At 62.2% G+C, this 22397-nt stretch carries 19 protein-coding genes; 6 read left to right on the forward strand and 13 right to left on the reverse strand.

The window, feature by feature from the left end; translation table 11 throughout:
* The first annotated feature begins 324 nt into the window (after positions 1-324).
* Positions 325-1095, forward strand: a complete 771-nt coding sequence (locus tag QNA11_RS07350; RefSeq protein WP_281928369.1) for a Bax inhibitor-1/YccA family protein — start codon at positions 325-327, stop codon at positions 1093-1095.
* Positions 1096-1155: 60 nt separating this feature from the next.
* On the opposite strand, the gene QNA11_RS07355 is transcribed toward QNA11_RS07350, so the two are convergent.
* Positions 1156-1575 carry a DUF2794 domain-containing protein gene (locus QNA11_RS07355; RefSeq protein ID WP_202073681.1) on the reverse strand — a complete coding sequence of 140 codons (420 nt, stop codon included), beginning with the start codon at positions 1573-1575 and terminating at the stop codon, positions 1156-1158.
* Between the two features lie 440 nt (positions 1576-2015).
* On the opposite strand from QNA11_RS07355, the gene htpG reads away from it, so the two are divergent.
* The 3 genes from htpG to QNA11_RS07370 all read left to right on the forward strand — a co-directional run bounded on the left by htpG (position 2016) and on the right by QNA11_RS07370 (position 6298).
* Positions 2016-3914: a molecular chaperone HtpG gene (gene htpG / locus QNA11_RS07360; protein WP_283482510.1), complete on the forward strand. Its 1899-nt coding sequence runs from the start codon at positions 2016-2018 to the stop codon at positions 3912-3914.
* Positions 3915-3922: 8 nt separating this feature from the next.
* Positions 3923-4822, forward strand: a complete 900-nt coding sequence (prmC, locus tag QNA11_RS07365) for a peptide chain release factor N(5)-glutamine methyltransferase (RefSeq protein WP_283482511.1) — start codon at positions 3923-3925, stop codon at positions 4820-4822.
* A 540-nt stretch (positions 4823-5362) separates the two neighbouring features.
* Entirely contained in the window at positions 5363-6298 is a 936-nt protein-coding gene (locus QNA11_RS07370; protein ID WP_283482512.1) for a DUF4167 domain-containing protein, read from the forward strand.
* 237 nt (positions 6299-6535) lie between these two features.
* On the opposite strand, the gene QNA11_RS07375 is transcribed toward QNA11_RS07370, so the two are convergent.
* The gene (locus QNA11_RS07375) at positions 6536-7294 is read right to left on the reverse strand and encodes an MOSC domain-containing protein (protein ID WP_283482513.1); all 759 of its coding nucleotides are present in this window, start codon (positions 7292-7294) and stop codon (positions 6536-6538) included.
* Between the two features lie 204 nt (positions 7295-7498).
* On the opposite strand from QNA11_RS07375, the gene QNA11_RS07380 reads away from it, so the two are divergent.
* Together QNA11_RS07380 and QNA11_RS07385 are read left to right on the forward strand one after the other, a co-directional pair.
* On the forward strand, positions 7499-7918 hold the full coding sequence (locus tag QNA11_RS07380) for a CBS domain-containing protein (RefSeq protein ID WP_281928378.1): 420 nt from the start codon (positions 7499-7501) through the stop codon (positions 7916-7918).
* A gap of 35 nt (positions 7919-7953) precedes the next feature.
* Complete coding sequence (locus QNA11_RS07385; protein ID WP_283482514.1) at positions 7954-8373, forward strand: DUF3775 domain-containing protein; 420 nt, start codon at positions 7954-7956, stop codon at positions 8371-8373.
* A 259-nt stretch (positions 8374-8632) separates the two neighbouring features.
* On the opposite strand, the gene QNA11_RS07390 is transcribed toward QNA11_RS07385, so the two are convergent.
* The 11 genes from QNA11_RS07390 to QNA11_RS07440 all read right to left on the reverse strand — a co-directional run bounded on the left by QNA11_RS07390 (position 8633) and on the right by QNA11_RS07440 (position 22274).
* Positions 8633-9280: a dienelactone hydrolase family protein gene (locus QNA11_RS07390; RefSeq protein ID WP_283482515.1), complete on the reverse strand. Its 648-nt coding sequence runs from the start codon at positions 9278-9280 to the stop codon at positions 8633-8635.
* Positions 9281-9460: 180 nt separating this feature from the next.
* On the reverse strand, positions 9461-11932 hold the full coding sequence (locus QNA11_RS07395) for a glycoside hydrolase family 2 protein (protein WP_283482516.1): 2472 nt from the start codon (positions 11930-11932) through the stop codon (positions 9461-9463).
* A gap of 3 nt (positions 11933-11935) precedes the next feature.
* A complete protein-coding gene (locus QNA11_RS07400) occupies positions 11936-12949 on the reverse strand; it encodes a DUF1839 family protein (protein WP_283482517.1) in 1014 nt (337 codons plus the stop codon).
* Positions 12909-13820, reverse strand: a complete 912-nt coding sequence (locus tag QNA11_RS07405) for an amino acid--[acyl-carrier-protein] ligase (protein ID WP_283482518.1) — start codon at positions 13818-13820, stop codon at positions 12909-12911. The genes QNA11_RS07400 and QNA11_RS07405 overlap by 41 nt, the downstream gene beginning before the upstream one ends.
* On the reverse strand, positions 13821-14975 hold the full coding sequence (locus tag QNA11_RS07410; RefSeq protein ID WP_283482519.1) for an acyl-CoA dehydrogenase family protein: 1155 nt from the start codon (positions 14973-14975) through the stop codon (positions 13821-13823).
* Complete coding sequence (locus QNA11_RS07415; protein ID WP_202073671.1) at positions 14972-15223, reverse strand: acyl carrier protein; 252 nt, start codon at positions 15221-15223, stop codon at positions 14972-14974. The genes QNA11_RS07410 and QNA11_RS07415 overlap by 4 nt, the downstream gene beginning before the upstream one ends.
* A 72-nt stretch (positions 15224-15295) precedes the next feature.
* Positions 15296-17071 carry an alpha/beta fold hydrolase gene (locus tag QNA11_RS07420; protein WP_283482520.1) on the reverse strand — a complete coding sequence of 592 codons (1776 nt, stop codon included), beginning with the start codon at positions 17069-17071 and terminating at the stop codon, positions 15296-15298.
* On the reverse strand, positions 17068-18306 hold the full coding sequence (locus tag QNA11_RS07425; RefSeq protein WP_283482521.1) for a surface polysaccharide polymerase: 1239 nt from the start codon (positions 18304-18306) through the stop codon (positions 17068-17070). The genes QNA11_RS07420 and QNA11_RS07425 overlap by 4 nt, the downstream gene beginning before the upstream one ends.
* A complete protein-coding gene (locus tag QNA11_RS07430) occupies positions 18303-20471 on the reverse strand; it encodes a GumC family protein (RefSeq protein WP_283482522.1) in 2169 nt (722 codons plus the stop codon). The genes QNA11_RS07425 and QNA11_RS07430 overlap by 4 nt, the downstream gene beginning before the upstream one ends.
* 101 nt (positions 20472-20572) lie before the next feature.
* The gene (locus QNA11_RS07435; protein WP_283482523.1) at positions 20573-22099 is read right to left on the reverse strand and encodes a lipopolysaccharide biosynthesis protein; all 1527 of its coding nucleotides are present in this window, start codon (positions 22097-22099) and stop codon (positions 20573-20575) included.
* A 46-nt stretch (positions 22100-22145) separates the two neighbouring features.
* Positions 22146-22274: a hypothetical protein gene (locus QNA11_RS07440; RefSeq protein WP_283482524.1), complete on the reverse strand. Its 129-nt coding sequence runs from the start codon at positions 22272-22274 to the stop codon at positions 22146-22148.
* Between the last annotated feature and the right edge of the window lie 123 nt (positions 22275-22397).

A 22397-nucleotide genomic window follows, 5' to 3' on the forward strand; every position in this document is an offset into this window, starting at 1 on the left:
CGCTTTTCGCAACCGCACAAAAAAAGCCAGAACCGGCGGCGCAGCCGTCATTGCGCGGCAAAGCGACGAAGCGATCGGTTGCGACGCGGCCCTGATCGCTCCGCTCGCAATGACGGATCCGGGGCGTTTCCTGGCGAGGGGCGCGACGCCAAGCCTCTTCTCTACTTTCCATTAATCCTCGCGCCACCTTAACAAGAGTTCATCCAGGCGCGCCTTGCCACCCAAATCGGGCCAAGCCATATTGCACTCAGCCATAATGGTTGAGGCTACGAGCGATGGTCGGAAATCCGTCCCCGCCGGCCTTGGGAGATCGAGAGGATCGCTATGTCATATTACGACCGCAACTCGAACTTCGGCTACGGCCGCGGGGTCGCCCGGTCGACCACGGCCGAGATCGACGAAGGCCTGCGCGGCTATATGCTGGGCGTCTACAATTACATGACGCTGGGCCTCGCCGTGACCGGCCTCGTGGCGCTGGGCACCTATATGCTCGCGGAGCCGCAATTCGTCGGCGGCAAGCTGGTGGCTCTGTCGTCCTTCGGCCAGGCGCTCTATCTCTCGCCGCTGCGCTGGGTGGTGATGCTGTCGCCGCTCGCTTTCGTCTTCCTGATCGGCGCGCGCGCCCAGACCATGTCGGCGGCGACGGCGCGTAACCTGTTCCTCGCCTTCTCGGCGTTGATGGGCCTGTCGATGTCGTCGATCCTGCTGGTCTACACCGGCGTATCGGTCGCCCGCGTCTTCTTCATCACGGCGGCGGCCTTCGGCGGCCTCAGCATCTACGGCTATATGACGAAGCGCGACCTCTCGGCCTTCGGCTCCTTCCTGGTCATGGGCGTGTGGGGGCTCGTTATCGCCGGCCTCGTCAATTTGTTCCTGCACTCCAGCGGCCTTCAGTTCGCGCTGTCGATCCTGTCGGTGCTGATCTTCTCGGGCCTCACCGCCTGGGACACGCAGAACATCAAGGACATGTATTACGAGGGCGACGGTTACGAAGTGGCGCAGAAAAAGAGCGTCTTCGGCGCGCTGTCGCTCTACCTCGACTTCATCAACATGTTCCAGTCGCTGCTGTATCTCTTCGGTCAGCGCAACGACTGACGCTCTGAGGCGGCCTAAGCCCGATCCGGAGAAGCCCCGCGTAAGCGGGGCTTTTTTTGCCTATTCCGCGCCGACGATGCGCAGCCCCTTGTCGAGCACGCGCAAAACGCGCGCGAGGTCGTGCCCACGCCGCATGACGAGCCCGCCGGCGGCGATCACCGCATAAGCGCCCTGCTTGCGCGCCAGCTCGGGATTTTTTTCGATTCGATACAGCGGCGCTTCGCTGGTCCGCCGGAAAATCGAGAAAACCGCTTTGGCGGGCGTGAAGTCCAGCGCGTAATCGCGCCACTCGCCGGCGGCGACCTTGGCGCCGTAGAGATTGAACAGGGCGTTGAGCTCGCGCCGGTCGAACGAGACCTGCGCCGCCGCCCGGTTCTCCGCCCCCTTCGCGTGGTCCCCCTGCCCCGAGCGTCCGGAGCCGCCCACCACCACAAAGGCTGGGCGGGAACGGCTGGGCTCCGTCGTCTCCGACTCCGCCATGCATGTTCTCCAAGCTTGCCATTATGTTCGCGCGATGCGGGCTGCGGGGCAAGCGTTGTTTGTCATCGACGCGACATATTAAGGGCTCTCGGGCCTTAACCTCAGCATCTACAGTCATTAATCACAATTTAGCCTGCATTGGGCCCCTTGCGCGTCAAACGGCTAGCCCAATATTTCTTCTCATTGCCGCGACCGGCTTCGGCGCGCTTTTCCGGTTTTCGTCAGCCCCCCAGCCCCCCGGGATCGCGCGTTCTCAAGTCGCAACAGGTCCGGTGATGACGGGCCGGCCGGGAGAAATCCCGCGCCGGCCCTGTCTTTTGACCGCTGTCCCCTTGCAATTTTTGGACAAATGCCAAACTCAAGCAGCGCGCCGCAAGGCCGCCCATTTTGCGTTTTTAATCAGGACTCCCGCGCCGGAGCCTGACCCATTTGGAGCACTCATGACCAAAGACGCTGTCACTGCCGAAGCGCCGCAAGCCGCTCAGTTCGGCTTCGAGGCCGATGTCGCGCAGCTTCTCGAGCTGATGACGCATTCCGTCTATTCGGAGCGCGAGGTTTTCCTTCGCGAGCTTATTTCGAACGCCGCCGACGCCTGCGAAAAGCTGCGCTACGAATCACTCTCCGACGAGAGGCTCGCGGCCGAGGCCGGCGCGCCGCTGGTCACCATCGCGCTCGATAAGGAAAAGCGCCAGCTCACCGTCGCCGACAATGGCGTCGGCATGTCGCATGACGAGCTTATCAGCGCGCTCGGCGCCATCGCCAATTCCGGCACGCGCGCTTTTCTGGATAAGCTCGGCCAGGAGGGCGCCGGGGAAGGCGCGTCGCTGATCGGCCGGTTCGGCGTCGGCTTCTATTCCGTCTTCATGGTCGCCGATCTGGTCGAGGTCGCGACGCGGCGCGCGGGCGAAGACCAAGCCTGGCTATGGTCGTCGCAGGGCAAGGGAACCTATTCGATTGCGCCGCTCGCGCTCGACGACGCGCCCAAGGTCGGCGCGCGCGTGACGCTGCATCTCAACGCCGAATCCGACGAATTTCTCGAGCCCTGGCGCATCGAGAGCATCGTGCGCGAACATTCCGGCGCGGTCTCGACGCCGATCGACCTCATCGAGGAGCCTGGCAAGGAGCCGCGCCGAATCGCCGACGGTCAAGCGCTCTGGACCAAGCCGAAGTCGGAGATCACCGAGGAGCAGTATACGGATTTCTACCGCCAGCTCTCGGGCTCCTTCGACGAGCCGGCGCTGACGGTGCATTGGCGCGCGGAGGGCCGCACCGAATATACGGTGCTCGCCTTCGTGCCCGGCTCGCGTCCTTTCGACCTCTTCGAGCCCTCCCGCAAGAGCAAGTCGAAGCTTTACGTGCGCCGCGTGCTCATCTCGCGCGACGTCGAGCTTCTGCCAGCCTGGCTGCGTTTCGTGCGGCTCGTGGTCGATAGCGCGGACATTCCCCTCAATGTCTCTCGCGAGATGGTGCAAAAGAGCCCCGTCATCGCCTCGATCGGCAAGGCGGTCGCGACGCGTCTCCTCCAGGAACTCAAAAAGCTCGCTGAGAACGAGCCCGAGAAATTCGCGACAGTGTGGGAAAACTTCGGCTCTGTGCTGAAAGAAGGCCTGCACGAAGACCCGAGCCGCCGCGACGATCTCTTCGCGATTGCACGGTTCACCTCGACGAAATCCGACGGCGAGACGCGCACGCTGAAAGATTACGTCGCAGATCTGCGCGAAAATCAGACCGCGATTTATTACATCACCGGCGACGATGCGACGCGTCTGGCGACGAGTCCCCAGCTCGAAGGCTTCCGCGCGAGAGGCGTCGAGGTTCTGCTGCTCGACGACGCCGTGGACGCCTTCTGGGTGACGAACGCGCTTGGGTTCGACGGCAAGCCATTCAAATCCGTGACCCAGGGCGCGGCGGACATCGACGCCATTGCCCTGCTCGACGAGAGCAAGGAGGAAACCCCGCCGGCCGCCGATGTGGGCGATCTCGTCGCCGCGCTCAAGGAGACCTTGTCGGACGCCGTCGAGGACGTGCGCGTCTCGACGCGGCTGACCGAAAGCGCCGCCTGTCTCGTTGCGTCCGAAAAGGGCCTCGACCGGCAGCTTGCGCGCATTCTCGCCGAAACCGGACAGAAGGGGCTTTTCGGCAAGCCCGTGCTGGAGATCAACGCCAAGCATCCCGCCGTCGCGGCGCTGGCGGCGAGCCTGCGTGAGAAGGGGCGAGAGGGCGCGGCCGATGGGCTGCATCTCCTGCTCGATCTCGCGCGCGTCGCCGACGGCGAGGCGCCTGTCGATCCGGCGGCCTTCGCCAAGCGTCTGTCGGCGCTGATCGCCAAGGTCGCATAGACATGGACATGCGCCGCGACCCAGCGCCATTCTCCGCGATCGAGAGGCAACCCTCGCGCGCGGAGGCCATTGCGCAGGTCGCGGCCTATCTGAGCGATAGCGGCGTTGAGGCCGCGCAAGCCCAGGACGACGCGCGGGCCTTGCTGCGCGCGGCGGCGGGGCTTTCGCGCCTGGAGCTGGCGATGTCTCCCCAGGCGCCGATTACCGACGACGAAGCCGACCGGCTTTCGCGACTGGCGGCGCGCCGCGCGGCGCGCGAGCCGGTCTCGCGCATTCTCGGGGAGCGCGGCTTCTGGACGCTCGACCTCGTCGTCTCTCCTCAAGTTCTCGACCCGCGCCCCGATACGGAGACGCTCGTCGAAACCGTTCTTGCGCTTACCGACAAGCGCGACGCGCCGCTTTCTATTCTCGATCTCGGCGCAGGTTCGGGGGCGATCACCTGCGCTTTGTTGAGCGAATTGCCAGCGGCGCGCGCCGTGGCGGTCGATCTCTCGCCTTATGCTTGCGCGGCGACGGCCGAAAATCTCGCGCGTTGCGGCTTCACGGACCGCGCCGTCGTGGTGCGGGGAAGATGGGCCGAATCGCTCGCCGGTCCCTTCGACGTCATCGTCTCCAATCCGCCCTATGTGCGCGCCGGCGATATTCCCACCCTCGATCCGGAGGTCAGGCTCTATGATCCTGCGCTCGCGCTCGACGGCGGGCGGGACGGACTCGATTGTTACCGCGAGATTGTCGCAGATGTTGCGCGATTGCTGAAATCCGACGGACTTGTCGCATTCGAGGTCGGCTCGGATCAGGCGGTGAGCGTTGCTTCCCTCCTTGGCGCGAAGGGTTTCGCCATTGCGCGGGTAGGCAGAGACGCGGGCGGCCACGAGCGCGTCGTGGCTGCGCGTCCGGCTCAGCCGTAGACGTGACATATTCGCTACAGTGCACTCGATTTTAACCGTAGAACGCGACGCCGCACTTGGCTCGGGGGGATGCAGTCTCTATAGTCTGAACTATATCAGCTAAACGAAATCGAGATGGGGATCTCGACAATTCCGGGCCCGCCTCGCGAGCGACGCCTCAGGACAGGCCGGCAAAGGCTGGCGTGTAAGCTGCATGATCCCGGCGGAGTAAAACCACGCTGATCGTCACGGCGCGCCTCCTTTGAAGATGCGCGGCCATCGATGTCCGCTTGGTTGACATGTTAGGCGACCGCGCCGAGAGGCCAGGCGAGTCGCCGAGCGATACAGGGAATCGCGCAGGGCCAAGCGGCAGCAACAGGATCGATGACGGCGCGGTCAATGGCCGGCCTCCGATCCGTCGATACGCAGCGCCTGCGGAGCGATCCAAACGAACTTCCTTCGGCGGAAGGAACGGCACGGCGCGACCTGCCATTTGCATCATTTGCGCATGAATTGCGCGAAGCTTTCGGGGGAATTATGAGACCAGGACAAAACAAGAGAATGCGGGGGCGCAGCGGCCGGAAAGGGCCGAACCCACTGACGCGCTCTTACGAGTCGAACGGTCCAGACGTCAAAATCCGCGGCACCGCCCAGCACATCGCCGAGAAATATTTGCAGCTCGCGCGCGACGCGCAGTCCTCTGGCGACACGATCATGGCCGAGAGCCTGTTGCAGCACGCCGAGCATTATTTCCGTCTCATCGCCGCCGCGCAGCTCGCGCAGCAGCAGGCGAGCGGCTACGGCCGCCCGCAAATGGAGGCGGAAGTCGAGCTGGAGGACGACGACGATTTCGCCGCCCTGCCCGATCGCTTCGCGCCGCTCTCCGAGCGCCTGCCGCAGCCGGTTTATCAAGGGCAGCCGCAGCAGCAGCCTTTCGCGCCGCAGCAGCCGCAGCCGCAACCCCATTACGCGCAGCAGCAACCCCAGCCGCAGCCCTATGAGGAGCGGCCGATCGGCGACATGCGCGCAGAGCGGCCGGAACGCCCGGAGCGGCCCGAACGGCCCGAGCGTGCGGATCGGCAAGAACGCATGGAGCGGCCAGAGCGGATGGAGCGGCCAGAGCGCGGCGAGCGACCGCCGCGGCCCGAGCGCCCGCCCTTCCGCGAGCGCAGCGCCGAGGGTGAGCCGCGTCGCTTCGAACGCGGCCGCGACCGCCGCTTCCAGCGGCCCGAGGCCAGTGACGAGCCGCCGCCCGGCCTGCCCTCCTTCATCACCGCGCCGCCCGCGCGCGCGCCTGTCGCCGCCGAGGGCGAGGCGCCCGAAACCGGCTTCGCGCCTGCCGAGCGCCCGCAGGCGCGCGAGCACGAGGGGGTGAATTTCCACCTCAATCCGCGCCGCCGCCGCCGTCCGCGCGCGCAGCTCGACGAAGCCGCCAGCGAAGCTCGCGAGGAAGCGACGCAGCCGACCGAGCTCCCGCTCGAGCCGGACCGTCTCTGAGCTTCATCGAAACCAAAAGAGCCGCCTCAGACCGAGGCGGCTCTTTTCTTTTTCAAAGGCGCGTCAGCTCTTTTTCATACGAAATCCGTGAGATCGGTTCTCCCGACGCTCGCGCAGCGAGTGATCGGGAATCCAGAGCAAAACCTGCGTCGCTTTTGTGGCTCTGGATTCCCGATCGGGCCTTTGGCCCGTCGGGAATGACAAGCGCCAATGCGAGCTATTCAAACGGAAACGGTATCAGAGGAGCGTCAGAGCATCGCCGACCGCCACGCGTCCGCCCTTTTCGACGCGGGCATAGACGCCGCAGTCGACGTGGCCAAAATTCTTTCTCAGCGTCTGCACGACATCCATGTCCCGCCGCCCCGTGCCGGGCTCGACGCCCGTCGCCGCGCAACGGTCGGTCATCTTCAGCACTGAAAGCGTCGCGTCGCCGATCTTCAGCGTGCGCCCCGGCCAAGCGGCTTCCGCCCAAGCGTCTGCGCCCTCGATATAGAGATTGCCGCGAAAGCGCAGCGGATCGACGCGGGTCCCTTGCGCCTTCTCGATCTCTGCAACGCTTGCGAGATTGATGAGCGAGACGAAGCCCGATTTGGAATCGGTGAACCGAAAACCATCGGGCGCCTCGAGCAGCTTCACCGGCCCGCGGATTTGTGCCTCATCGACATAAGCGCTCAGAAACGCCTCAATCGCCGTACGGCCCTCTGGCGTGCGCAGATTGGCGCGCACGGCCTCACGGCCGCCCTCCGAGATCGCAAGCGTCCCGCTGTCTTCGTCGTAGCGGGTGGCAAGCCCGGCGAGGGCGCCATTCTTCATGAGCATGAGAAACTTGATCTTGGGCTGATGCTCCGGCGCGGCCGGGTCGAAACCCGAAGGCCCGTTCTCCAACGCGAAGAGCCGGTCGCAGGGGAAATAACCGTCCGTCTGGAGATCGGCGGCGCGCAGCGGCTCCGGCGAGAGGCCCTTGACTGGATAGCGGTAGAGTTGGGCGAGGCGCATGACGACTCCGGCGCATGAAAACCGGCCGCAAGTCACGGCGAAGAGGCGCCGTTGTCAAGCGAGCCCGCGGCGTCGGGGCGACAATCTCCAGCTCCGGCAGCGGGATTGCGCTCTCGAACGGGCGAACCAGATAGCATCGAGCGAGCGTAGGGACGAATGCGTGAAGTCCCTGCGCGAAACTCCGCCTTTGCATTGGAGCTTGCCATGAAGGTGAAGGACGTGATGCACCAGGGCGTCGAATGGGTTTCGCCCGACACTCCGGTCGCAGAAGTGGCGAAAAAGATGCGCGAGCACGACGTGGGCGCAATCCCGGTGGGTGAAAATGATCGCCTCGTCGGCATGGTCACGGACCGCGACATCACCATCAGAGCCGTCGCCGAAGACAAGGATATTTCCAAGCTCTCCGTACGCGAGGTCATGACGAGCGGCATCATCTATTGCCGCGATACGGAGGACGTCGGCGACGCGATAAGGATCATGGAAACCAAGCAAATCCGACGGCTTCCAGTGATCGACGAAAACAAACGCATGGTCGGAATCGTCGCTTTGGGCGACATCTCCCACGGGGGCTCGCGCGATCTCGCGGCGGAAGTAATGAAAGCCGTATCGGCGCATCACCGTTGACGCTCGATCGCGCATCTGCGGCGAGAGAGGCAGATATGATCACGCTCGAAGATATCGACGTCCGCCAGGCGCAATCCATCGCGACCCTTGCGAAGGCCGCGCGCACGCGCCGCGATGAATTACTCGGCAATGTCGCCGAGGAGGATCTCGGCGAAGCGCCGCCAGCGCGCGGCGAACATAACCCAACGGGGGCTCTTGGCTTCGAGCCCCTGCCTCAAGGCGCCCCGCAGATTACTGCGCTGCGCGACGCGATCGCGGCTCTCTCTCCAGCAGCGCGCTTCGAGCTTTACGCCCTGATGCGCATTGGCCAGGGGCATCTCGCCGCCAAGGATTTGCGCGAGGGCGCAGCGGAGGCCGAGAGGCTCGGCGACGAGACGATCAGCGCCTCGATGATGGAGGACGCCGATCTGCACGACCACATAACCAAGGCGCTCTACGAAGCCGACCTCTCGTGATATGGCATCTCATCGATTGGTTCGGCGCCATTTCCGACGCTCGCGCCGTTTGAACACACAGGAAAACACTGCCGTCATTGCGAGGAGGCGGAGCCGACGAAGCAACCCAGGGCCGCATCGCTGTCCTAGATTGCTTCGCTTCGCTCGCAATGACTCTCTGAGCAAAACCAGCGCTCTCGTGGCTCTGGATTCCCGGTCGGGCTTTCAGCCCGCCGGGAATGACACGCGCGCGATGCGAGCTGTTCAGACCGAAATGGTATCAGCCAGCATTCCGGAGATGGCGATCGAACCAATCCATCGCCAGGCTGACGACCGTCTCCAGCGTTCCGGGCTCCTCAAAAAGATGCGTAGCGCCCGGGACGATATCGAGGCGCTTCGCGCATTGCAGCATGAGCAGCGCCGATTGATTCAGTTGTATAACCAGATCGTCCAGGCCGCCAACGATCAACAGAGTCGGCGCCTTCACCAACGGTAGCGCTCTTTCGGCGAGATCAGGGCGACCGCCACGCGAGACCACCGCGCCAACCAGGGCGGGCCTTGCTGCCGCAGCAACCAAGGCCGCCGCGCCGCCGGTGCTCGCTCCAAAGAGGCCGATCGGCAATCCGTGCAAAGCCGGCTCGCGCGTCGCCCATTCGAGCGCTTCGACGACACGCTCGCCCAGTAAAGCGATATCGAAGACGTTACGGCGATCTTGCGCTTCTTCCTCGGTAAGAAGATCGAACAGCAAGCTTGCGAATCCGCGCTTGGACAGCTCCCCCGCGACAAAGTTGTTGCGTGGGCTCAACCTCGACGAACCGCTGCCATGGGCGAAAATGACGAGACCCTGCGGTTCACGCGGCTTACGCAGAACGCCTTCGAGACCTTGGCGACCGACGATGACCTCTTCCTTGATGACGCTCTCGGTCATGGCGCGCCTCCTGCGTTAAATTGGCCAATTAATGCACGACACGCAAAGGGCGACTGGCGCCATTCCCTATGAACAGCTCGCACGAGGCCTTGTCATTCCCGGCGGGCTGGAAGCCCGACCGGGAATCCAGAGCCACAAGAGCGCTATCGTTGATCTGGTCTCTTGCCGCAGGCGTCCCCGCTACGCGGGCCGCCATTCGTAAGCTACTCGCTTACCGTTCAACGCCCTCACGCTACCGCGCGGGTGAATAGCCGATGGCCGGAGCGGACGCAGCGCAACGCGCTTTTGCTTCCCCGGCGCCAGATGAAACCAATTGTCCTCCGGGAGAAACTCTTCACACTCTATGCAGACCGACTGCGCGAAAGACTCCCCGGTCAACAGCAGGGCAAAGCCCGCGCCGTCGAAAACCACCTCCGCCCGTAAGCCACATTCGGCGCGCGCGATCCCAAACCCAAGCGGGAAGTGAAATGCTTCCAACACATGATCTGGATTGTATTTAGGCCGGAACGCCGCGACAGTGACGTCATGCGACGGCGGTCCGAAATTATAGGCGAGCGCCGTGTCGAAGAACCCGCCCCAGAACGCAACGTCTCGAGTGACGCTCACCTGTCCCGGCGCCACTCTGATCGAGCGTGTCGCGTGCATGACAATGGTTCTTCCGTCGCGGTAGCACGTCAGCGACGCCTCACCTTCGAGCGGGTCAGGTCCGGCATTGACGAGGTGCAGATGAAGACCATTCACCCCTTCGTCTATCAGGAACGTCTGCGCCGGCGCAAAGGCGCGCTGCAATGCGTAATAGGAGGATTTCGGCAATCCGTCTGAATCGAGAACGCCCCACCCCGGCCCCGGCCAAAGATCCTTCAAGAACCAAACAAGCGCGCCACGCACCTCCGAACCGCAACGCCGCCACTCCGAGATGGTCGACGTCATCGCTTCGGCGACGCAAGCGCGTGCGAGGTCGAGATAGCGGTCAGGGTCCGACGCCCGCAGCAGCTCCGGCTCGCAGCCATAGAGAAGCCGCATATAGTGCTCGGTGACGTCCCTGAAATCCTGCAACGCGCCCATGTCGCGCGGGATACGAGGGTCCCAGAGCGGCGACGCCATTTGCGCCGACCCGAAATTGCGCAGGATCGACGCCGTCTCCGGGGGACAGGAAAAGCCGAGGCACTCGGTTGCAAAACGCACATTGGCGCGTCGAGCGTCGTCGAACGGGCGGCGATAGGCGCCGACGCCGTAGTAATGAGAAACGCCATGATCGGATTGGAAGGGCAAGGCGCCGCCGGAAGGCGAGTTCTCGACGTAAATCACGTCGGGCCTTCGACGTCGTAATGCTTCCGGCAAAAGCTCTTCGAACAATGGCGAACGCCATTTCGCCTCGGCGATCCCCATCATCGCGGCCTGCTGATAGACCTCGCTGCCCCCACAAGTCACCGCCAAAGACGGCGACGCCTCGACGCGGGAAAGAAACTCTGCGGCCTCACGCGCAACGCTCGCGCGAAATTCAGGCGCGTCGATTGGGTAATCGAAATTGGCGAAGGCGAAATCCTGCCACACCATGATCCCGAGTTCGTCGCACAGCTCGTAAAAGTCGTCGCTCTCGTAGTAGAGTATTCCTGGAACGCGCAGCATATTCATGCCCGCGTCTCGCACCACTTCAAGGAGCGGCGCAAGCGTCTGGCGTGAGCCGTCGAGACTGTGTGGATCCGCTCCCGTCCAGACGGCGCCGAGACAGACGAGCGGCCCGCCATTCACCGAGAGGGCGAAATCGGCGCCGTCTTCGCCACGCGAAAGCTCCACGCGGCGAAAGCCCGTGCGCCCGAGATCCACGCTAACACCACCGATCTCGGCGTGAACGTCGTATAATTTCGGCGCGCCGATGCTGTGAGGAAACCAAGGCTCGTAAGCATCCAGCCGGAGTTCGGCGACGAGACGTCCCTCCCCTTGCTTTTCAAAAGCTACATGACGCTCGCCACAGAATAGCGCGCCCGAATCCACTTCGGGCGTGGCCACATCCACTGTGACCGCAAGTCTCGCGCCCCTCCTATCGACCTCGGCGCGAACCGCCGCGTCACGCAAACGCAACGGACCGTGCTCGATCAACTCGACAGCCCGATAAGGCCCGACCGGCGGCGTCGGCGGCGCAAATCCAGGTAGCCGTCCCAACGCCGTTGTCCGAATGTGCCTCAGCCCGCTGGGAACGATCATGCGCGGGCGCCAACGCGCGCGCCCCTTCTTCGTGTCTATCTCGCGCAGGACCGAGCGAAACCGGATGTGCAGATCGTGCTGTCCGGGCTGGATAGAACGAATTGCCTCCCGAACGAACATATTGTCACTCGACAGCACCAGCGCTCCGTCCAGGAAAACTTCCGCGAGCGTCGCGAGCCCGTGAAACACGAGATCGGCTTCGACTTCATTCTTAAAGGAGAGCTTGTACCAGCAGTCGATCCCGTCGAGCGGCGGCAGATCCTCGTAACGACAGCCTTGCTCGAGCAAAGCTTGCGCGAGGACACCGGGGACCTTGGCGGCGCGCCATACAGCATCCGATGGAATTACGTCAGGATGCGACCAGTCGCCGCCTTCGTCGATAAGAAATGACCAACTTTCTTCGAGCCGGCGCCGGCATTCTCCTTGCACCGAAAGAATGCGCGCCACCTCTTATCTCGCGCCGTCGAGCGTGGCGAGGAGACCTGCGAATAGACGATCATAAGCAGCCGCCATCTCGTTCAATGCCTGCGTTGGATCAATCGGACGTCGCCGAGTCGCCGCCCGCGCCACATTGAATTGCAGCGCTTTTGCCGCCGAGGAAAGCGAGTGGCACTCGGCGCTTTCTCGCGCAAATGCGCCTTCGGGCCTCAGCCAATCGAGATGACTGCCGAGCAACTCGAAATTCGCGCCGAATTGCCGAAGCGTGTTGAAGACGAAGACGTTGAAAAAAGCAGGCGGTCGCTGTTCGAGGTTTTGCCAGAGCTGCGGAAACGCGGCCGAAAACGCGCTCACAGGATTACGCTGCGGCCGACGCGCCAAATGCGCGCGCAGAAGCTGCTCTGCTTTGTTGCGAACGTCCACCGCCGACTCGGGGATCGCCTCGAAACGCGCAAACTCGGCATAAGGAAAAAGCGCATCATCGCGCTTCTGCTCCGCCGCGCGGCCGAGCACGCCAAGGAAATCGTCGTGATCGAGCGCGAAGAGGCCGTCATTATGGAAATAGAGCATTTGCGATCGCGCGACGTCGAAGCCGACAATGCCGATCGTCGTTTTCGAATGTTCGCTGCGGTAGGAAATCCCTCGCGTGTCCGGCAAGTAAAAGCTATCGACCTCGATGACGACAATGCGCTTGCGATGCAACTGCGTCTCGATATGGTTTTCGAGGCTGTCGTAGAGAGCCAGCTCATCCACCCGCAAGCCGTACAGAAATTCGAGATCGGCATGCGGCGGCTTGAAGAAAGTGAACTGATCGCCCTCGAAATCCTGACGAACCGTGAAGCCGAGCATGGCCTCGGGCGCGAAGCCATGCGTTGCAATCACCTCGATCCAGAGATCGACATAGCAATTGGTCTGAGGCCAGTCGCGTTCCGGGCGATGCAACGCGTGCGACACATAGCTCGCAGGCGAGACGCGCGGCGCTCCCTCAGAATTGGAGCGCGGCGCGAACTGAAGAAGGCCAGCCATCGGTGTCGAGCCCATGGTGTTTGAACAAGGCGAGCGCCAAGCGCTCCATTCCGAAACCCACGCACGCCGTATGCGCGACTTCATCGGCAGCCGTCTGGATGCCCCACAGCGAACCAAAGTGGTCCTGATGGTAATTGAAGCTCTGGCACGCTGTCGGCTTGTCGGCGTCTTCGATCGGAACAAGGAGCTCGAACTTCAGTCCGAGCTCACGCTGGCTGGAGGCCATCATGCGGCCGCTGCGACCAAAGAACGGGTCGTTCGCGACGTCGATGTCGAACGGCAGGCCAAGCGCGCTTGCGAACTCCCGGCCGCGATCCAGCCAATCCTGTCGAAAGCTCGTGACAGTCTCCGGCGGGCCGATACGCACAAACTCCCGCATTCGGAACATCTGCATCCGCGCCGGGTCTTTCGACGGCTCGTGACGAAAGCAATAGGACTGCACGTCGAAAAGCAGGCCGCCTTCGGGTAGTTTACCGCGCTGGGCGACGATCGGATAAAGCGGGTAGCAAGCCGCGGGCGTCAGCGCGATCTCTGTCGCCTGTTGCCCATCGGTCCATTTCTCGCCATTGTGAATCCGATCGAGCAGCGCGAGGTGCTCGCGCTCGGAGCCGGCAAAACTATGCACCGTTCCTGCAAGCTGGGGAAATGATTTCATGTAACCGCTCTTTTGAAAGAGCGACAGATTCATCCCAGGCGGAAAGCGGATGACCTCGGCGCCGTCCTTAGCGCCGAAATTCGAGATAAGCGCGTCGATCCCCTCGATGACAGCCTCGAAGCGTCCGCCACGCGCATATAACCCATCGACGCCAGTCGCATGAAGAATGCCTTTGGCGAATAAATTCTCGAGGAAACTGGAACAAGCGCCACACATTTAAGAAAGCCTCGGATCGAGTCGATGGGCAAGCAGCATATTCGACAGGTTCTGATAGATCCGGTCGTTCGAGATCATGATCCGCGCCGAGAGCGCGTCCCGCATATGGCGGCCCACACTGTGCGGACTGTCGTTCCGGTAGCCCGAGATTCCGGTGATCAACAGCGCGTGATTGATGATGTCGATCGCCGTTTCAGAGGCAAAAGTCTTTAGATTGTTGAATCGGACGCCGAAGCTCATCGAATTGAGGTCTTCGTGATTCTCCTGCGCACATTCGAAGCGGGCGAGGCCCTCCTTGAGCGCTGCGCGCATCGCCTCGGCTTTCGTGGACGCCTCCGCCAATCGCAAAGCCCCGGGCGGCAGCCCGCCGCCTCCCTTGCGCGCTTCTGCGCGAACGAAATTTTGAGCGCGCACGAGCGCGTCGACGGCGACGCCATACCACACCGAACCCCACAGAAGATGGGCTGTCGCCAGCATCGATTGCGCGGCGATTTCGGCGAAATCGGCGCCGAGAATCTGCTCGGTCGGGGCCTTGGCTGTCAGAATGAAGCTGTCGCTACACGTCCCGCGCATGCCGAGCGTATCCCATACGCCCGTGCGCGACAGCGTGTATTGATCTTTGGTGATGGCGGCCATGAGCTGGTCGGAGGCGGCCGCATCGGGCGCACGCCGCGCCGTGACCAAGATGGCGTCGGCTTGAGCGCCATAGGAGATCAAAGCGCCGCGCTTTTCGACGCGAAAATCGCTTCCCTCGCGCTCGAAGGCGCAAACGCTCGCGCGCATATTGCCGCCGACGCCGCCTTCAGTGGTGGCCGAAGCAAGAAGCAATTGCTCGTCGCTGACGCGGCGCAGGAACCGCTTGCCCCAATCGGTTTCCGCGCCATAAGAGACGAGGCTGGAAACCTTGATCTGGTGCATCGCGAAGATCATGGCCGTCGACGCGCAATGCTGTCCCAGCGCGGAGCAAACCTCCGCGACTTCGGCAAGCCGCGCGCCGTCGCCACCAAATTCTACCGGGATGAGGAGAGACAGCAGCCGCGCGTCTTTGAGAGCCGCAAAGGCTTCAAAGGGAAAACGCGCTTCTCTGTCGACTTCCTCCGCATGGCGCGCAGCGACAGCGACGACGCTCGAAATACGGTCGAGCGGCGCGCTCATGCAGCGACGCCTTTACCTTTGAGCTCGGAGATGCAGCTCGCGATCATGTCGATCGACGCCCAGCTTTTTCGGTTGAGCATTCTATCCGGAAACTCGATGTCGAATTTCTCTTCGAGAGCAAGCATAAGTTGAACCGCTGCGAAGGAGGTCAGGCCGGCCGCGTAGAGGTCGGACGCTCCGGTGAGCGTATCGACTGACACAGCAAGGCGGCCATGTTCCTCAAGAGCCTGCCGAATGGCCTCGTTCATTTCCATTTCTCCGCCGATACGGACACACAAGTCCGCGTCGCAATGAATTGCTCGTTGTTTCCGGCGAGGATGTTACGACGCTTGTCTGAATGAACTCTTTATCGGACCGTCGAGTCGGGCGAGAAGATGATCTCGAAGCCAATCGACGCTTTCCTGCGTCGTCAGATTATGGTCGGCGTTTTGGATGCGCGACCAAGTGACATTGTCATATGCTCGCAGACCGACGCAATTCTTGCCGAAATATTTGGTCAGCTCATCCTCTCCCAAATCTCCCGCGCTCGTCACGAAGGAGATCCGCGTCCCGCGCGCAGCCAATTCCGCCAATCGCTTCTGCGGTTCGTTCAAAAGCTTTTTGCCGACCAACGAGTGAATCAGCCACATCAATTTGTGTTTGGCGGAATCTACGATCCGCCCCAAAACAACCGAAAGCAGCTTGCGGATAGGCGCCTGGCCTTTGAGCAGCTTGATCAGCCCGTCGCGATCGAGCACGCGAGAGAAATATTCCGTATTGCTGCGAGAGTGATATTTTATCAATTCGCTAACCGAGCGCGCGGGGTCGCGGGCGAAGACCACGAGATTGACGATGATCGCTTGTTCGATCCGCGGGTCGCGGATGGCGGCGTGAAAGGCTTGATAGGCGCCGGAACATACGCCAATCACGGAGACTTTCCCCCTGCCTTGCCCCGCCAGCCAATCGACGGCGGCGAGAACATCCGCAGTCTGCGCCTGCGTGTATATTCTTTCGCCAAAGTCAATCGGCGCCGGGCAATCGCCAATCCCGGTCGTATCGATGCGAAGCGACGCAATCCCATGCGCCGCCAGAACGCGGGCATGGTCGACGGTCATGCGCCGCCATCCCGTGTGCGGATTGGCGCCGCAGTTGAGAAACAGCGCAACACTCTCGACGCGCGGAGCCAGCGGTTCGCAGAACACGCCGAACGCATGACCGTTCGCCAGGTGTAGCGGCGTTTCCCGCCACGAAGGGCCCACGAGCGGCTTAGCGGGTTGCGGCGCACGCGGCGTGGAATTATAGGGGCGCTTTCGATCGCCGCTCCAAGCGACCATGTGGCCGACAATGCCGGAAAAGACCTCGCGGGGATGCTCGGTGATCGTCGGATTGGAAACGAGCTCCTCGTAGCCAGTGTAGGGAACCTGCTCGACGGCCGCGCCAAGAAAGTTGAAATGGTTTGCGAGTTCCTGCTGGCTTTGAACGCGATCGACCAAAAGAACGCGCGGCGCCGGCAAGCTTTCCAACTCGAGGAAATTGAGTTTCTTGAGATCGCCGACGAAAGAGGCCGGAAGCTCGAAGCCCAGCATGGTCAAAGACCCATCGGCGCGGGCGGCGATGGAAACGCCAGCCGCATCTGCGAGCATAGTGGCGGAAACACTCAGTTCCCGAACATAAGCACGCCCCTTGGAAAATGACGCAAGGAGAACGAGGCCTTCGACACGCGAGAGTTGTTGCGACACAAGGATCGCGACGCCCGAGCCGAGGCCCTGGCCAAGCACGATGATCCGGCGCGCTTGCGAGACATCCAGCAGCAAGGCGGCGGCCGCTTTGGCTGCGTCGATCCAATCGTCGAGGCGCCATGGCTCTGTCGAGGCGCCGAGTGAATCACAGACGCCCGGATAATCGAAGCGGAGCGTTGGAAAGCCGGCCGTGGCCAATTCATCGGCCATTTGCCGCCAGCTTGCGCGAACGCATAATTCTTCATAGCCCCAGGCGCTGCACATCAGCACGGCGACGTCGCCCCCGCCCGGATGGTAAAAGCCCGCGCAACCAGAGAAGGTGACAGGAATTCCCCCCTCGGCTGCGGCGCTGAAGGCGGTGGGGATCGTGGCGGTCAACTTTCAACCCCTTCGTAATATTCATCGAGCGCTGCGGGCGCCTCCAAACAGCCAAGAAGATACCAGAGCAGAGCCCCGGTTTTAATCGAATACATTGAATTGCTGATCATCAGCAATGCGATGATGTAAATTGCGGTAAACAGCCGATAGCGCCAGGCCGCTTCATCCGAGACGGGGCGCAGCACGAATAAGCTCCAGAGGCCGATGCAGCCGAGCAGCCCGAATTTGGTGAGCGTGTAGGTATATCCTGAATCGGCGACAAAACGCGTCACCTGCACGAAGCCCATGGCCTCCCAAAAATCGAGATGCGAAAGCATCTGGCCGGTCAGAAGAAGGCGACCGGCGAAACCATTGTCCCAAGGCTTGTCGGGGTTGAGGAAGCCGTTTACGGCAAGAAGAAGAAGGACGCAGAAGGGCGCCAACAGGATCGGCAACCGTCCAATATACCGCGCCAGCGGATACAAGACGAAGCTTGTCAGCGACACCATCAGGCCGAAGCGCGCGTCGGCGAGCACGAAAACGGCGGTGGCGGGTAGAAGCTTCATCGCCATGACGAGCGGACGCTCGACATTGCGCAATATGATCCACGAGAAGACAACCGCTCCAAAATTGCCGACCGAAACAGGCTCGAGGAAAATCGACGAAACGCGGTGCGGGCCAAGGAACGGCAGGAGCGTGCGCCCTTCCGGCCGAATTCCGCTAGCGAAAAGTCCTGTTCCAGTGGTGTCCGCCGCGGCGGCGTCGACCGTCCCGCGCGCGACGTAATAGGCCAATATGTCGAAGAACTTCAGATAATACGGCAGGAACAAATATTCACAGATTCCGACGACGAGCACTGTCCAGACGCATATATCGACAAGCCGGTCGCCTGCTTCCGGCGAACCGAGACGGCGGCCGAGAAACAAAAAAACGATCGGGATGAGAATATCTCGTATCGCCTTCATGTCCAACGCGCCTTGCAGGCTGCTCAAATAGAGCGCGAAGGACACATAGCCCGCGAGGACCGCGTATAAGGGCGGATTGTCTCTGAGGACCAGGAGTAAGGCGAGGCCAAGAAGCGCCATCTCCGACGCCATCACAATTGCGGCGCTGACCCCGAAAATCTTCGTGTTGACGAAGCACAGGATGAAATTGAACGTCAGCGCGCCGAAAACGATCCATCCCGCAAAGCTCGCCCCATAACGAGTCTCGGCGATGCGTAGCCAGTCGAACGCGTCAGAGTGGCCGGCGCTCACGCCGCCGCCCTTTCGCTGACGAGCATGACGCAAACTGAATCCGGATATTTCGGCCCGAGCCGATCCGATAGGCTCGCCATATCGGAAGCACACATATGGTCGCTGTCGACGAGCACGACGAGGCCGTCGGAAATCTCCCTGCAGGCGCGGTCAAGGTTCTCGTCCAGGCCTGCGTCTATCAAGACAATGTCAGCGTCCTCTGTCCAAGGCTGAAGCGCCCGTTCGAGGCGTCCCGCCGTCAAAGAATTCCTGTTCCGGCCCGTTACGTCGCCGAGCCACAAGAATTCGAGCGCCCCGGGGCCAGGGCCGTAGATTGCAAAAGAAGCCTCGAATTCTTCGAACGGCGCCAATTCGAATGCGGCCAATTCGAACGGCTGCACACGGCGTTCCGCGCTCACCAAGCCTTCGCCAGCTTTGCGCCAAAAGCTGCTCGCCGCGCCCCCGTCGAGGTCGGTATCGACGACAAGGGCGCGTCGCTTGTCCAAAAGACAAGCGACGCCCAACTCGAACAATATCCTCGATTTCCGTAAATCGCCGTCTAGCCCGGCGACACATATGATGCGCGCGCCATATCGTGGCGGTATGGAGAGAATCCAATCGAGCAACTGCTCCGATTGGACCTCTATCGCAGGAGGATCGCCGCGCCGGGAAGCCGCAGCATTACCGATTGCGTCCCGGCGCGCAAACACCGCCTGCGCAACGACGGGCAGGCCAAGACGGTCTCCCAGCGAAGCGCCGGCGCCAGCATCCACGTTGTTGCTGGAAAGATCGCGCAGATAGCCGAGCGCTGATCCCAGACCCAGGCCGCAGATCAGCGCGCCTCCAAGTATCAGCGGCAAGGGCGCGCCGCTGCGTTTCGACGCGGGCGTGGCTTCTGTAATGATGCGCGACGTCGAGCTGTCGACGTCCTGCGTTTCCTCGAGGTCTTTAGCGCGCGTCAAGGAGGATTGGTATAGCGCCCGCGTCGCCTCGAGGCCGCGCTCCAACGCGCGCAAGCCGATCACCGATTCATTCTGGCGGTATGACTTCTGCTTGAGCTCCGTGAGGGTTTTCTCCAGCGCCGCCTCCTTCGCCTGAGCGCGGCGGTAATCGCTGAGCGCGGCGCCGACGAGCCGCGTCAGCTCGTCCTTGATCAATCCGCTCACCGTGCGCAACTGGCGGTTCACGTCGACGACGGCGGGATACTGAGCCCCGAACTGAGTTTCGAGCGCCGATTTCTGCTGCATGAGGGCGGCGTATTGCGCGCGCAATCCAATCAAGACCTGCGAGGATTCGGCCTCGCTCAATTGGTCCGTCTCGGCGCGCGAGCGGCTCAGCCGCAACGCCTCCTCGTAGCGTGCATGCTGCGTCGCCGTCTGCGAGCGCGCCAGCCCGAGTTGATAGTTCACATCGTTGAGCTGCTGCTCCTCGGTGAGCTTGCCCGCCTGGCCGGAGAGATCATGTTCGGATTTGTAGCGTTCGACCCTGACTTCCGCTTCCTGAACCTGCCGAGCCAATTGTTCGGCGCGTGTCTGTAACGCCAGCCCGGCGCGCTTGGCCGCCTCGGTGCGCGCATTGGCCTGTTGCGTGAAAAACGCCCGGCTGATGGCGTTCGCGAGGCGCGCGGAAAGCTGAGGGTCGGACGTCGTGACGACGACGTCCAGAATAAGGGCGCGTTCGCCGCGCACAACCTCGACGCTGTCGATCAACTTCGCTAAGGCGACTTCGCGCGCGTCGCCGCTCTTGGCGCCGAATTTGAAAAGCCTGCCGAAAAAGCCGGGCCCGGCAAAACGGGGGTCGGCGTCGAGATGCTCGCTATCGACGACGGAGCCGAGGACGGCCTTGGACAGGATGAGATAGCGGTACGTTTCGAGATCGAGCAGATTACTGTCGGCGCCCTGGGTTTGCGACGCCGAGTCCGATTTGGAGACCGCAATTCCACGTGGATCGATCAGCAATTCCGCAGCCGAACGGTATTTCGCCGGCGCGACGAGGTAAAAGACGAGTCCGAGCGCCAAAGCGAGGGCCGTCGTCCCCCCGATCCATCGCGCACGCCGCCGAAGAAACTGAATCAATCGCGCCAAATCGAGGCGATCCTGCGGAAGCGCCCGCGTCCTGGCCTCGAGTTCCGGCCGAGCGCCGAACCTCCCGAGCTGCTTGACGCTTCTGGCCGACACGCGATTCATAAACCCGCTTTCCACGCGACGCCATAAAACCAGGCGTCGGTCGCTGGCCGCAATTTTAAGAACCGGCGGCTTAAAATTCCGCTAACCATATTCGGGGAGCCTCACCCGCGTCGCCTGGCCTGAAAGGCGCCGAGCAATGGCGCCGCTCGTGTAGCCAGCCTGTTCGCGACCTTGCTCACCGCCTGGATGTCGCTCGGCGTCATGGCGCGGAAAGCGAGGATCGCCGCAACGTAAAGAATTGCGCCCGCGGGAATAGCAAGAAAGAGCGCAACAGGCTGCGGCCACAGAACAATGATGGCGCGCGCGGCGATCGCGCAGCCCAGCGCCGCGGCGGTAATTCGAAGAACGGCGCCGAGGGGAAATGGGCACTGCAGCCCTCTCTCGATGAAGATGAAAGCCAAGATGGTTAATAGTCCTTGCACAAAGGCCCGCGAGATCACCGCGCCCTCGAGACCGAAAAACGGAATGACCGTCATTCCGGCCAGGAGCGAGAACAGGACGCCGAGCAGGCCGACACGCACCAGAAAAGCGCCGCGCTCGACCGACATGAGAAACGTCGAGCTGACTGTCGAAATAGCGCCGAGGGCCTGCGCGCCAACCAGGATCGCCGCAGCCGGAGCAGCGTCGGAAAATGCCTCGCCGAAGAGCAGAGGCAAGATGACGGGCGTGATCGCGGCCATGCCGAAACAGGCGGGAAGCAGAAGAAGACTCATAAATCGCACGGCCTGCGCATAGGCCTCTTTGAGGCCCGACTGATCCGAAACAGCGTGGCGTTCGGAGAAATAAGCGAGGAGGCCGCCGGTCATGAGCATCGGACCCTGCACGGCCAGGGCGCATAGCGTATAGGCGGCCGAGTAGAGTCCCGCCTCCCGCGCGCCGCGCCAATAATCCAGAAAGGCAAGCTCCACCCGCGACCAGACGATGGTCGAAATGACGCCGACGATCCAGCTATTGACGGCGAAGCGCCACGATCGGCGTTTCAGCTCGTCGGGCAAATCGACCTTGGCGCCGATCAACCGCAAAGCGACGCTCGCCGTCGCCATGCCGCCCACCGCATAACCGAGCAGCGCGCCCTCGGCGCCGCCCATAATAGCGCCGGCCGCCATCGCGATCAGTTGGATCGGAGCCCCAAGAGTCGTCAGCTTCGCGGCTCGGTCGAAGCGCTGCTCTCCCCGGAGCGTGGATAGGCCAAAATTGCCGATGGCCTGACACGCGAAGACAAATCCCACAACGAGCCAGATCGAATCCGGAGAGCTGGACAGAATGCTGAATCGCACATGGTCGCGCAGCCATTCGGCGCCGCCGACGCCCAGAGCGACGCATAGGCCGACGACGATCGCCGTCGTCAGCAACACCATTTTCAAAAAATAAGGAGCAAACGCGCGCGCCTCCAGGTTTTGTTCGCGCGCGTTCAACTCGGGAACAAAACGAGACACTGTGAGAGGCAGTCCCAAATCGGCGAAAGTCACGGCCGTCCCGGCAAGCCAGATTCCCATGCTGACAACGCCAGAACCGACGGGACCAAGCGTCCGCGCCACGATGACCATCCCAAGGAAGCTGCCCAGAGCCGAGCTGAGGCCGGCAATCGTGCCGAAGATCGAATTTCGCGCGAAACGGTCGAAGGACATGAAGTTTCGTTTACCTTTTCGTTTCGAATCCGCTTAGAACGCCGCGCTAATGCTCGAGCTCGAGATAGCCCGAAAGCTCGGCGAACAAGTCGTCCCACGCTACGCGTAACCTCTTTACTGCGAGCACGGGCAAAAATTTCATCGAGCGGTCGCCGTCGATGATCGAACCCGTCATCAGAGATCAAGGGCCACGCCATTCACTCACCCCTCTCTTCCTGCAGCGCAGTCGTGAACGCTATGTTACATATTTAATCTAAACTCCGGAATCTTGTTGGCGGACGGCTGAGGAAACGCACAA

The sequence above is a fragment of the Methylocystis sp. JR02 genome, from assembly GCF_030063565.1.
Lineage (GTDB): Bacteria > Pseudomonadota > Alphaproteobacteria > Rhizobiales > Beijerinckiaceae > Methylocystis > Methylocystis iwaonis.